Origin of the sequence: Wolbachia endosymbiont (group A) of Ischnus inquisitorius, assembly GCF_964026985.1 — a bacterium.
GTDB lineage: Bacteria > Pseudomonadota > Alphaproteobacteria > Rickettsiales > Anaplasmataceae > Wolbachia > Wolbachia pipientis.
The window spans coordinates 216,469-229,627 of the sequence record NZ_OZ034715.1 but is presented as its reverse complement, the minus strand read 5'-3'; the positions used below and the strand labels follow the sequence as shown (position 1 = coordinate 229,627).

General features: G+C 34.7%; 12 protein-coding genes and 1 pseudogene. 4 read left to right on the top strand and 9 right to left on the bottom strand.

From position 1 onward, the window contains the following. Positions 1–13: 13 nt before the first annotated feature. The 8 genes from rpoD to AAGD90_RS01195 form a co-directional block, all read right to left on the bottom strand. A complete protein-coding gene (rpoD, locus tag AAGD90_RS01230; RefSeq protein WP_012673419.1) occupies positions 14–1,966 on the bottom strand; it encodes an RNA polymerase sigma factor RpoD in 1,953 nt (650 codons plus the stop codon). 138 nt (positions 1,967–2,104) lie between these two features. Continuing rightward, positions 2,105–2,416: a cation:proton antiporter subunit C gene (locus tag AAGD90_RS01225; protein WP_006279706.1), complete on the bottom strand. Its 312-nt coding sequence runs from the start codon at positions 2,414–2,416 to the stop codon at positions 2,105–2,107. Then, positions 2,413–2,832, bottom strand: a complete 420-nt coding sequence (locus AAGD90_RS01220; protein ID WP_006279705.1) for a Na(+)/H(+) antiporter subunit B — start codon at positions 2,830–2,832, stop codon at positions 2,413–2,415. The genes AAGD90_RS01225 and AAGD90_RS01220 overlap by 4 nt, the downstream gene beginning before the upstream one ends. Beyond that, the gene (locus AAGD90_RS01215) at positions 2,825–3,352 is read right to left on the bottom strand and encodes a DUF4040 domain-containing protein (RefSeq protein ID WP_015589497.1); all 528 of its coding nucleotides are present in this window, start codon (positions 3,350–3,352) and stop codon (positions 2,825–2,827) included. Before AAGD90_RS01215 ends, AAGD90_RS01220 begins: the two co-directional genes overlap by 8 nt. Before the next feature lies 1 nt (position 3,353). Next, a complete protein-coding gene (gene mnhG, locus AAGD90_RS01210; protein WP_006279703.1) occupies positions 3,354–3,641 on the bottom strand; it encodes a monovalent cation/H(+) antiporter subunit G in 288 nt (95 codons plus the stop codon). Between the two features lie 6 nt (positions 3,642–3,647). Next, the gene (locus tag AAGD90_RS01205; RefSeq protein ID WP_007548527.1) at positions 3,648–3,893 is read right to left on the bottom strand and encodes a monovalent cation/H+ antiporter complex subunit F; all 246 of its coding nucleotides are present in this window, start codon (positions 3,891–3,893) and stop codon (positions 3,648–3,650) included. Positions 3,894–3,921: 28 nt separating this feature from the next. Then, positions 3,922–4,329 carry a DNA-directed RNA polymerase subunit omega gene (gene rpoZ, locus AAGD90_RS01200; protein ID WP_264705819.1) on the bottom strand — a complete coding sequence of 136 codons (408 nt, stop codon included), beginning with the start codon at positions 4,327–4,329 and terminating at the stop codon, positions 3,922–3,924. 60 nt (positions 4,330–4,389) lie between these two features. Then, a complete protein-coding gene (locus AAGD90_RS01195) occupies positions 4,390–4,686 on the bottom strand; it encodes a helix-turn-helix domain-containing protein (protein ID WP_010081926.1) in 297 nt (98 codons plus the stop codon). A 436-nt stretch (positions 4,687–5,122) separates the two neighbouring features. Here AAGD90_RS01195 and purE point away from each other — a divergent pair, with 436 nt between their 5' ends. From purE to AAGD90_RS01180, 3 genes are all read left to right on the top strand, one after another. Then, the gene (gene purE, locus AAGD90_RS01190) at positions 5,123–5,614 is read left to right on the top strand and encodes a 5-(carboxyamino)imidazole ribonucleotide mutase (protein ID WP_341821996.1); all 492 of its coding nucleotides are present in this window, start codon (positions 5,123–5,125) and stop codon (positions 5,612–5,614) included. Positions 5,615–5,621: 7 nt separating this feature from the next. Beyond that, on the top strand, positions 5,622–7,448 hold the full coding sequence (gene mutL, locus AAGD90_RS01185; RefSeq protein ID WP_341821995.1) for a DNA mismatch repair endonuclease MutL: 1,827 nt from the start codon (positions 5,622–5,624) through the stop codon (positions 7,446–7,448). A gap of 1,002 nt (positions 7,449–8,450) precedes the next feature. Continuing rightward, positions 8,451–11,105: a 2-oxoglutarate dehydrogenase E1 component gene (locus AAGD90_RS01180; RefSeq protein ID WP_341821994.1), complete on the top strand. Its 2,655-nt coding sequence runs from the start codon at positions 8,451–8,453 to the stop codon at positions 11,103–11,105. A 346-nt stretch (positions 11,106–11,451) separates the two neighbouring features. Here AAGD90_RS01180 and AAGD90_RS01175 read toward each other — a convergent pair. Beyond that, positions 11,452–12,284 (bottom strand): annotated as a pseudogene (locus tag AAGD90_RS01175) (IS5 family transposase). 418 nt (positions 12,285–12,702) lie between these two features. Here AAGD90_RS01175 and AAGD90_RS01170 point away from each other — a divergent pair. Continuing rightward, entirely contained in the window at positions 12,703–13,056 is a 354-nt protein-coding gene (locus AAGD90_RS01170) for a hypothetical protein (protein ID WP_341821993.1), read from the top strand. Positions 13,057–13,159: the final 103 nt, after the last annotated feature.

Sequence of the window (13,159 nt, the reverse complement as noted above, 5' to 3'; positions counted from 1 at the left end):
TTGACACGTATACTTAAAAGAACCCTCTAAGTTTTCTAGCACGGCTTGGATGTTTCAACTTGCGCAGTGCTTTTGCCTCTATTTGCCTAATTCTCTCACGTGTTACATTAAAAATTTTTCCTACTTCTTCTAAGGTATGTTCCTTCCCATCTTTACCAAGGCCAAAACGCATTCTTAAAATTCTTTCTTCCTTTGGTGTTAAAGTTGCAAGAACATTGGTTGTAATGCCACGCAAGTCAGCAAGTATTGCAGCATCCTCTGGCCTGGAGACTCGCTTGTCTTCTATACAATCACCAAAGGTACTACTATCATCTTTTCCTGTTGGAGCTTCAAGACTTACTGGATCCCTTGCTATTTTCATAACTTTGCGTATTCTTTCCAGTGGCATTGTCAGTTCTACACTCAATTCCTCTAACGTCGGCTCTCTTCCCATCTCATGAGTCATCTTTCTTAATGCTCTGTTGATTTTACTGATAATTTCCACCATATGAACTGGTATTCTAACTACTTTAGACTGCTCAGGTATTGCTCTAGTGATTGATTGTCTTACCCACCAAGTGCCATAAGTTGAAAATTTATATCCACGTTTGTAATCAAACTTATCCACGGCCTTCATAAGACCAATATTGCCTTCTTGTATCAAATCAAGCAGATCAAGGCCTCTTTTTGAATACTTCTTAGCAATGGAAACTACTAGCCTTAAGTTAGCCTTAATCATTTCTTGCTTTGCTTCAGAGACTTCTCGTTCGTGTTTTTGTATTCTCTTGATTAGCTCCTTAAATTCTTGTACGTTATCTTCCTGTATATGCTGCTTAATACCGTTCAAGGTACTAGCTATATGTTCAGAGTTATCGTCTATAAACCTTAAAAATTTGTTTTTTAATTCACCTGTAAAAGAGGACTGATTTTCATTGATCTTTAAAAGACTTATCTTTTTCAATTCGTGCTTTAAAAGCACGTCATCATAAACTTTATAGAAACTTTCTCTATCGATATCGTATTTTCTAGCCTCAGCAATAAGATTAGCCTCTTCAAGCGTAATGGATCTATTTATCTTATAAAGTTCTTGTGTAATTCTGGCAACAGCAGCATCACTTAACTTAATTTGTAATGCTATAGACCATATTTGATTATACAAATTTTCTAGCTCATTAGAGAAATTTTTAGAATTTTTTCTTAATATCAACGCTTCATTTGTTAAAGTAATTATCTCATCCAATGCAACTATGACCTTTGGCAATAAGTCACTTTCCATTTCAAGAATAGAAACATTTAAATTGACTGAACTTATATCTTCATTATTACCGTCTTTCTCATCATCACTTTTTTTACTATCTTTCTCATCATCACTACAGTACTCAGCATCTTCAGAAACATCCTCAGAATCCTCAACATCTTCAGCACTTTCTTCACTCTCTTCACTTTCTTCTTTGGGTACCACATTAAAATCAGAGTTATAAATTGCATCCAGATCTATAATTTCTCTCAGTAAGAGAGCTCCATTACTTAAATCATCACGCCATACTTTTATCACCTTTAATGTTACTGATGTTTCAATTATTGCACGTAACATGTTATGCTTTTCAGATTCAATTTTTTTTGCTATCTCGATTTCATCTGCCCTTGATAAAAGCTTTACGGAGCTCATGTCTTGTAAATAAATCCTCACTGGATCATCATTTTGTACTAAAGTTGCAGTAACATTTGGCGATGTGTCATCATCATCAAGTTTACTATCATCACTGTTGGAAGGAATATCTTCTTCATCTTCGCTACTTTCAAGCACATTAATTCCGGAATCCTGCAATAAAGATATAGCATCATCTATAAAGTCAGACGAAAAATTTTCATCTGATAATTTATCATTTATATCATCAAAGGTGATAAAACCACCCTTTTTTATACTCTTAGTTACCAGATCTTTGATAATTTTTTTCTTATCTTCTGCATCATTAATAGTTGACATCATTACCTTTATAGTTTATAATTTTATTTCTTATTAACAAACAAACTTACAACGAGCAAGTCTATAATTTTACTTTTAACTTGTGGCTATTTGTTACTTCATATAGTTTAAGATACTGTTAATTTATGTACACTTGTCTTAATCGATTGTTCCATACTTTTCTTCCATTTTTACTGCTATGGATAATCCAACTGAAAATGTTGCAATTCCAACCACTATAGCAGTAAGCATTAAAACATGGGGTATAGGATTGCTATATGAATAAAAATTTGAAACCAATATAGGAGGCAAGGAACTTTTTATATATCCTAGAGATATGTAAAATAGCAAAACAGATGCTTGGAAGACGCTTACCCCTATCATTTTCTTGATTAAATTTTTATCGTTTATAATAATATATAAACCTAGCACCATTAATACAATAATAATCGTATAATTATATAAAGTCATTGTTTTTTCCTACGAGCAAAATTTATATATATAATTAACATAGAGGAGCAGACAGTAAATGCTACACCTAATTCCACCAAAAAAATACCTAATTTTTGACCGGTTCTATTATTGGTTAACAAGATATCATAAGATAAAAAATTTTGGCCAAGTAAAGTTGTTGCAACGCCCGTTCCTCCATAAATTAAAATACCTAACACGTTAGTCAATCTAATCACAGAATAAGGTATTGCTTTTAGAGTTGTAGATACACCAAATAGCATTGAATATAATATTATCCCGGAGGCAATAATTATTCCTGCTTGAAAACCTCCACCCGGAGTGTAATCACCGTGAAATTGTATGTATAAACCAAATAAAATGATAAAAGGTATCATCAAAAATGTTACTGCATTTAATATCGGATCTTTAATCATTTTCTTTTTCTTCTTTTAATATCAACGTTATACAAAGCGCAGCAGTAAAAACTACTATAGTTTCTCCAAACGTGTCATAACCACGAAAGCTTGCCAAAATAGCTGTCACTATATTAGGAATACCGGTAGCTTTTTCGGTATTTTCCACATAATAAGGAGCAACATGCAAGTGGATCGGAGCATTGTGGCTGCCAAAATCTGGCAATTGAATCATAAAATATGACAAACATACAGCCAGAAATAACATAAAAAAAAGCGTTATAGGGTTATGAGATAGATTTACTTTATGATTCTTTATCAAGGAGAGTGCTGCAAACGTAAAAACTGTACTGAGCCCCGCACCAACAGAAGCTTCAGTAATTGCAACATCAGGTGCATTCATAATTAAGTATATAAGCGCAATCAGTGAACTAAATACACACATTAGAACAGCACTTACGACTAAATGTCGCGAGAAAACTATAAAAACCGTAACTGTTAGTAACAACAAAAGTAACACTACATTTAATATTTCTAACACCTTAGCCTTCTTTAACAGTTTTTTTCTTAACTTTATAATGAGTGCGCGCTAAAATATAGCTATTAGTTGAGTTAGCTACCCATATTATAAAAATTAATAATACTATTTTAACAGTATTGATTGAAAATCCATTCTGCAAAGCAAAACCAATTAACAATAACGTTGCACCGCTAGAATCTGTAATACCTGCTGCATGTAACCTAGTATAGAAATCAGGAAATCTGATCACCCCTATATTTGAAATAATTATCAAACAAATACCTAAAAATATGAAAATGGATCCTATCATAAATTATCAAAACAACATTAATCTCATTAGTGCTATAGTTGATATAAAGCTAACGCTAGCATACAACAATGCTATATCAATTAAAAAAAAATTATTCAGAATGATTGATATTGCTGTTATAAGTACAACTACTTGCGTTGAGAAATTATTGAACGCTAAAACCTTATTGTACACATCATTTGACTTAGACACTATGCAACACAACATTACACTCATACAGAACAACAGTGTATAGATAGCAATGCAAATCATTTAAAGACTATGTAACTTCAGTAGATTTCTAAACGGATACTTCTTCATCGCCATCTTGATCATTTATTTCATCATCTATTTCACCATCCACTTCATAATCTTGGCTTTCTTGACTTACATCAAGATCTGTGTTATCAGAAAAATTTAATAAATTCGCTAGCTTACTTGTATTACTGCTGTAAACATTATTCATATTTCCTTTCATGTATTCCTTGCATCTACCTACCAAAAGGCTAAACAGCTCATGAGTATCCACCTGTTTTCCTGCTATTTCATGTAAGGAAACTATGGTATTTTTATGACCTTTAAACTTAGCTGCTTGAATTGGATTACTTGCCCCTGTATTTAAATCATGTGTTCTTTGACTTGCCAACAGAACCAATTTGAAACGGTTACTTACCCGTTCTATACACTTTTCTACAATAGACTCAGCCATAAGATACTACCTTAATAAATTTTATACTATATCACAAAAAACAAGTTGTCAATTTTGTATCTATTGCGATTCAACTTCATGTTTTACTTTTTCTGCCTCAGATTTTATTTCTTGGCTTTCTGTCATCGTGATTGTTATCTCATGATCAAGTTTTTTTAGAAATCCTAACAATCGCTCTAAAGAAAAACCATCTATTTTACCATTTTTAATTTGCGATACCTTTGGCTGATCAATACCAAGTTTCTCAGCTGCAAAAGCCTGAGTCCAAGCATTTTTTTCTATAATTTTATTTATTATATAAAGCAACTTTGTTTTTATTCCTGCACTGTCTAAGTTATTTAACGATATTATTTCCATAATTCTTACACTCACATATCAATTAACTTTATTAAATATTATAACATAATATTTAATATACCAAGATATTAATATCATGTAACTTGTCAATAATTATATGATATCAATATTTAAAACTTTAAGTTGATTATATATTAATATTTTTATCAAATTTCTAGTAATTTTAAATTACCATTTTACCATCAGTCTATCTGAAAAAACCATTTATAGAAAGAACAAGCTAAGATTACAAAGCTTGAAATACAAAAATAATTATTTTATAAATTTATCTTACATAAGAAGTTTATATCTCTATATCTTAACATAGATATTTATTTAAATTTTTAAAATTTCTATTTTAACAAGAATTCTATATATTATATTTATAATATAATTTAAATATTTGTTGCTTTTTAGCTGGAACATTATTTAGTTAGTAAGTAAAATTGTGTTGAATATGACAAAAATAAAAAAAGATGTTGCTGTTATTATGGGAAGTGAGTCAGATTACACCACTATGGTCCATACTGTTGATATGTTAAAAGCATTAGAAGTTTCACATGATATATTCATAATATCTGCACATAGAACACCAGAAAGGCTCTTCAATTTTGCTAAATCTGCACAAGAAGAAGGTTTTAAGGTTATTATAGCTGGTGCAGGAGGTGCAGCTCATTTACCTGGTATGGTTGCGTCACTAACTTGTTTACCAGTTATCGGCGTTCCTGTGCATAGTAAACAATTAAATGGGCTGGACAGTCTACTCTCTATAGTTCAAATGCCAAAGGGTGTCCCAGTTGCAACCATGTCTATAGGAGAAAATGGAGCATATAATGCTGCCATTACTGCCATATCTATATTGTCAATTTCCAACAGTGAAATTGCAGGTAGGTTAAAAAAGTGGAGAGAGAAACAGACCAAAGAAGTAAAAGAAAAACCAGTTTCATAATAAATCTATGGCAATAACTCTTTTAGACACAAAAACCATAAACCGTATAGCAGCGGGGGAGGTGATAGAAAGGCCAGCAAGTGTAGTAAAGGAATTAGTGGAAAATGCAATAGATGCTGGAAGTTTAGAAATAGAGATCAAAATAGAAAGTGGTGGGCGTAACCTTATTATTGTGACAGATGATGGTAACGGAGTAGAAAAAAACGATTTAGAACTTGCGTTTATGCGCCATGCTACTTCAAAATTGAGCGATAGTGAATTAATAGAAATCAAGCATCTTGGCTTTAGAGGAGAAGCTCTGCCTTCAATAGCAGCAGTAAGTAGGATAAAATTATCGTCTAAGGCAAGAGAAGCAAATGAAGCATGGTCTATAAGTTATGAGGGTGGAGAGAAAATAGGGGAGCTAACTCCTTACCCTTTATCACAAGGGACACATATTGAAGTACGAGATTTGTTTTTTGCCACTCCAAATAGACTAAAATTTCTAAAAACCGAAAGAGCAGAAACTCAAAGCATTGTTGATATTGTAAACAACCTAGCAATGATTAACTATCATATAGGGTTTACTCTCACTTCAGGTAATAAAAAGCTCTTAAAATACGCTAAGCAGACTTCGTTATTTCATAGATTGTGTGAAGTAGAAGAAGAATTTCAGGGCAATTCTTTGGAGATCAATGAAGAAGAAGACGACATTAAACTTACGGGACACATCTGTAAGCCGACCGTCAATCGTGGTAAGTCCACTCAGATCTATACGTTTGTTAATGGAAGGCCAATCAAAGATAATCTACTTATTGGCGCAGTTAGGTATGCATATCATGATTTTATTCCAAGCGATAGGTATCCTTTTGCAGCGTTACATTTAGAGATACCTTATGATCAAGTAGATGTAAATGTGCATCCAAATAAGTCAGAAGTAAGGTTTCAGAATAAGAAGCTCATATATGAGATAATGACAAGAGGATTAATTAAAGCATTGTCAAGAAGGATAGGCACTTTTCCAGCGCATGACCAGAAAATGGATTCAACATTGCCGGATCCTTTTGATAAACCTAATGTTCAAAAAGAATTTTATGAAAAAAGACCAAGTCCTTTTAAAAATCAACTAATAAAAGAATTTGCTTCTCCAAATGAAAAAGCAAAAGGCTTATCAGAACAGTCAAAATCGTTTGATTATACCGGCATACAGAAATTTCCATCACAAGCGGAGACTATGGTTCTGGAAAAAAAGGTGTTAGAGCAAGTTGATTTGATAGAGAGCCACCCGCTCGGGTTTGCACGCTGTCAGGTCTATAATACTTATATTATTGCAGAGGTAAGGGACAAATTGATTATAGTCGATCAGCATGCAGCCCATGAAAGACTAGTATATGAATGCTTAAAACAAAAATCAAGTATAAAAAGACAAAAACTGCTTCTTCCTGAAACGGTTGAAATTAAAGATCAGGCTGGAATGGAGATGATTGAAATCTATAAAGATAAGTTATTTGAAATGGGTTTTGATATTGAAATCAAATCAGAGAATAAAGTGATAGTAAAAGAAATCCCTGCAATCTTGGGCACAATAGATGTGAAAGAGATGCTAATTAACATAATTGATAGATTAACGGAAATAGAAGATACATTGCCAGTAGAAGATAAAGTGAACAAAATATTGGCCACTATCGCTTGTCATGGATCAATTAGAGCGGGTAGAAAAATGAGGTTAGATGAAATGAATGAGCTGCTGAGACAAATGGAAAAAACCCCATATTCCGGGCAATGCAACCACGGAAGACCAACTTATATAGAAATGAAACTCAGTGATATTGAAAAACTTTTTGAGCGTAGGTAATGAGGTTGCCATAAATATGTAAGTGCTCCTTTCTCGTCATCCAAGTAGCTCATAGAAACGAAAAAACTTCCTTGACAAACTCCGTCAGCCCCTTTATCATGAAACTGAAGCTATTTATTTATCTTCGCGATCTGTGCAGGTTAATGACAAAAAACTTAGGGTATTTGGCGTCTCATATTTAATTTTTCGCACTACGTGCATCGCATGTCTTTAAAAATTTCTGGGTTTTTACCTATATAAGCCGAAACGCGCTTACAAAGCGTTTAAGACAGCAAAAAACGTCAAATTGACAAGGGAGAATTTGAATACTAGCTACCCTAGGGTTTCTTTGCCTTTTTTCCTGCTTGGTAAATTTCTTAAACACTTGCGGTGTAGGTTAGTTGCAAGTTAAAAGCAGCTAAATCGCTCTTAATCAAGCGTTTTAGAATAAAAAAAACGCCGATATTTTAGTACATGGTAAATAGCCAACCACCACGGGGCTTCTTTTGCCTTTTTTTTCGCTTAGTAAATTTCTTAATGTTTATAGCTAAACGACAACCGTCATCCCGCTACGTGTTAGCGGGATCTATGTTAAGGTATGACAGTTAAGTAGGGGATCTATGTTAAGAGATACCGCGAATGAATCGCGGTATGACGGTTTGCGGCGGCATAGTAATTCGTCATCCCGCTACGTGTTAGCGGGATCTCTTGTTAGCGCCGCGGCGGTATGACGTCTCGCTTGCAACCTATAGCTTTGTCATTCCAGTGCTCCTTTTTTTGTCATCCCAGTGCCTTGACTATTTGGATCCAGAAAACTTAGCTTCGAGTCAAGTAGGCTGCAAATAAAAACTGGATTCCAGCGTCACGCGCTGGAATGACAACCTGACAATCGTCATCCCGCTACGTGTTAGCGGGATCTATGTTAAGAGATACCGCGGCGGTATGACGTATAGAAACTAAAAAAGTTCTTTTTTAAAAAACTTAAGTTATACTTATAAGTATTTGATACTTTTTATAGTGATTATGTCGAGTTTAAGCTGCCTTTATGGTGATAATGCAGAATTTGTGGAAGAAATGTATAGCCGTTATTTGCAGGGTGATAAATCAATCGGGGAGGATTGGTATAGAATTTTTTCAAGCAATTTAGAAGTTAATAAAGCGGAGACCTGCGGTGCACAACATGTAACTAAGGTGGATGATTCAGTTTCTAGTTTAGCAAATTTTTTCAGATCTTACGGTCATTTTTTTGCGGATCTTAATCCGTTATTACCCAATGTGAATAAGGAAGTAGATTATCAGAAATATTCGAATCTATATCCGGCAAGTGACGCTGGAATCTATAGAGATATTTACTGCAAGAACATCGGTTTTGAATTTATGCATATCTCCTCTTATGAGGAGAGGATGTGGCTGCAGGAAAAGATCGAAAATCAAACCTATACGCTGAGTTCACAAGATAAAAAGGAAATACTGAGGCACTTGATCGAATCTGAGATGTTCGAGCAATTTCTCCATATGAAATTTCCTGGATATAAACGCTTTTCTATTGAAGGTGGAGAATCAGCTATCGTTGCAATTGAAAAAATCATTAGTGATTCTACGGTTTTTGGTATTGAAGAAATAGTCCTTGGCATGGCTCACCGCGGACGACTCAATGTTCTAACCAAAGTGATGGGGAAAGAATATGCGGCAATGCTGTCTGAATTTCAAGGCAATCTTGCACACCCAAGTGGTCTTGAGGTGTCCGGTGATGTTAAATATCACCTTGGTTACTCTTCTGATCGAGCACTTTCAGGTGGCAAAAAAATACATTTAAGTTTATGCCCTAATCCATCTCACCTTGAAGCGGTAAATCCGGTTTTGGCTGGAAGAATAAGAGCAAAACAGAATATAAGATCTGTGCTTGGCATATCAATTCATGGTGATGCGGCTTTCATCGGTCAAGGAGTGGTTGCTGAAACTTTAACCTTAAGCAATATTGAAGGCCATAAAGTGGATGGCATTGTGCACATTGTCATTAATAACCAAGTTGGTTTTACTGCTAACCCATGTTGCGCACGATCCTCTTTTTATTGCACTGATATAGCAAAATCAATAGAAGCTCCAGTGTTTCACGTCAATGGAGATAACCCGGAAGCTGTGAGTTTTGCTACAAGTCTGGCGATGGAATATAGGCAGAAATTTAAAAAGGACGTAGTAATTGACATAATGTGCTACCGCAAATATGGCCATAATGAAGGTGATGAACCGAATTTCACTCAGCCACTTATGTATAAGGCGATATCAAAGCATAAAACTCCTGGAACATTGTATGAAGAAAAATTGACTGCAGAGAAAGTATTAGATGGCGATGAAGTAAATAAATTGCGCAGTGAATTCAGGGCAAAATTAGATAAAAGTCTTGCTGAATCAGCGGCTTACACTCCAAAAAAAGCTGACTGGTTCGGTGGAGTATGGTCAAAATTAAGAAGAGCAAAGCTGAACGATTTGAGCGAATACTACACGGATTCTGGTGTTCCGCCAGATGAGCTGAAAAAATTAGGTGTGCGTATAAATAGCAATATCCCAAGTAACTTTAACATTAACAATAAGGTTAGAAAAATACTCGATGGCAGAATAGACAGCATAAATTTTGGTAGTAATATAGACTGGGCAACTGCCGAAAGTCTTGCGTTTGCATCACTGCTCACAGAAAGAATAGGAGTGCGTTTATCAGGACAAGACTCTAGTCGTGGAACTTTCTCGCACCGTCATTCAAGGCTTGTTGATCAGGTAACAGAAGAAGCATTTATTCCGCTAAACAATATAAATGAAAAGCAAGCTCACTTTGAGGTCATAGATAGCGCACTATCTGAGTATGCTGTAATGGGCTTTGAATATGGATATAGTCTTGATTCTCCGTATTCACTGGTGCTCTGGGAAGGACAATTTGGTGATTTTGCAAACGGTGCGCAAATTATGATCGACCAGTTTATCGCATCTGCAGAAACAAAGTGGTTGCGATCAAGCGGTCTAGTTTTATTGCTGCCTCATGGTTATGAAGGACAGGGACCTGAGCATAGCTCCGCACGTATAGAGAGATTTTTGCAACTCTGCGCAGAGGATAATATGCAGGTAGTTAATTGTTCCACTCCGGCGAATTACTTCCATGTCTTACGCAGACAAATGCATAGAGACTTTCGTAAGCCTCTGGTAGTGTTTACACCTAAATCGCTACTGCGCCACAAAAGAGCAGTATCTAACCTATCTGATTTTGAAGGAAAATTCCTCACAGTAATTCCAGAATGTAGAACAGGTTTAGTTTCGAATGATAAAATACGTAAAGTTGTAATATGCAGTGGTAAAGTTTATTACGACATATGTGAAGCACAAAAAATAAACGATATAGCAGTAATACGTTTGGAGCAATTCTATCCTTTTCCTGCAGATAAACTAAGTAATGAACTTGAAAAGTACAAAAACGCTGAAATTATATGGTGTCAAGAAGAACCAAAAAATATGGGAGGATGGTTTTTTGTCAACCCATTGATAGAAGAAGTGTTATCTAATCTCGATATCCAAGCAAAAAGACCTAAGTGTATCGCAAGACCTGCTGCTGCATCTCCTGCATGTGGTTATGTTAGTGTTCACACTCAGCAGCAGGAGGAGATTTTAAAGCAGGTTATGCAGGGGATCTAGCACAATTGTGCAAATATTGAAGCGAAAGCTGGCAAGCGAACATTGTTCATCAGATCTTGACGCTGGGCACTGCAGCCAGGCGCAATAGAAAACGCATTACACCAATAAAGCCCTTTTGGTACTCAAGCAAATATAAAAGATTTTTATTCTATTAAAAAAAATTTAATTTTTATTAAAATTTTCATTTATTTTTATTTAAAAAGTAAACATTATTAATATTTACTTTAATTAATATAGGATATATATGAATACAAAAATATTTGAGATGTTAATAAGGAGAACTGGTCTACGCAGAGATAGCAAAGCTGAGATCATACAGTTAGAGGTTGTCTGGAAACTAGTAAATTCAAGCATATTCCCTCTTTAACATAACCCTACTCATAGCTAGGTATATGAAATTCTCAGTGGATGTTGTGAGTAAATCATACTCCTTCGATAGCCTTCTATTCCTATTAACCCAAGCAAAAGTCCTTTCTACAACCCATCTTCTTGGCTGTACTTTAAACCCTTGTTCTCTTGTTGGTAGTAGCTCAGGTGGCGTATCTTTGTGCACCCAAAATCTACATGGAGGCCTTTTAACAATTTCAATATCTATGTCATATTCTTCCTTTATGTGATTCTTTAAATTTCTTCCTTGGTATCCCATGTCAGCCCACATTTTTTTAACTTTAGTATATTTTGTTCTCATATTGTTTAATGCTATTTTAATACCATCTCTATCATTTTCGTTAGCAGCGCCTACGTAACAACCTAGTATAAAACCCTGAGTGTCTGTAATTATATGCCTTTTTCTACCCTTTACTTTTTTACTTCCATCATAGCCTTTGATCCCCCCTTTTCTGTAGTCTTTACAGATTGACTATCTACTATACAGGCACTCGGCTGCTCATTCCTTCCTATTTTTCTTCTACTATATTTTGTAATTTCATAATTCATTTTCTCAAAAATTCCCTGCTTCTTCCATTGCCTGAACTGCTCATACACAGTCTTCCATAGCGGAAAATCATTTGGTAAATACCGCCATTGACACCCTGTACGCAATACATAGAAAATTGCTTCTAATATTTCTTTTTTGCTATACTTTTGCGGCCTTCCTCCTTTCTTGTATGATACTCTGAAGTGTTTTTCTATTCTTGCCCATTCCCTTTCGCTTAGATCTGTTGGATACTTTTTTCTCATCTTTACCACGTACTAAAATTTCAGATATTATAGCCTTTTACTTGTTTCCGGACAACCTCTAAATAGAAATGAAAAAGCTTTTGTAGATGAGGATAAAGAATCTATCGAATTAGCTGAGGCCATTTTTGAAGAGAATAATATTTTTCGTTTCCGCAAATCAGGTCCTGCTATGGATTACATTTTGCACAAATTAATAAATGATAGGAAGCTTTTCGAGGAAATGAAAGATAGAGGTACAAGTATAATACGTCTTTTTTCTTTGTTATCAATGTATCATGGTCTTCCCAAGTGCTGTGTTGTGAGAAGAAGAGGGCGTATTACTGAGTGTGGAATATTTGCTTATGCTGACAACTGTTTAGAACTAGTACCTTTAGAGGACTTTATACTTATTGAGCCTTCCTCGTACCTCGAGTACATTGTGTTTGACAATGAGAATATCAGAAATAGGTTAGCTGAAGACTTAACTGAAGATAAAACAAAATTAGATATCTTTTTGAATGGAATTTTAGCAACAAAGAATTCGGATTTAGTATTATCTTGTATTAACAAGATAGAGGTTCTTAATGAGGGAGATAGATATTTTGTTAATCTCTTACAGAAAAACAACATGCTAGACTACATCTTAAACAAAGATGATACAACACTTGCAAAATCAACTCTAAAGGAGTTGTTGAAGCTTTCTATTTTGCAGGAAGAAAAAAGCACTGAGTTAGAATCTCCCCAAGCTTCAAGTGTAAATGTTAGCAAAGCTCAGCAACATTGTAGTATATAGCTGGTGATAAAGTTTAAAATAATTGCATATACTGAGGCTCATTTAGGTATAGAGCCTCAGTGGTGCTTAATTTTTCAATTTATGGTAGACTAGTAGCCCTACT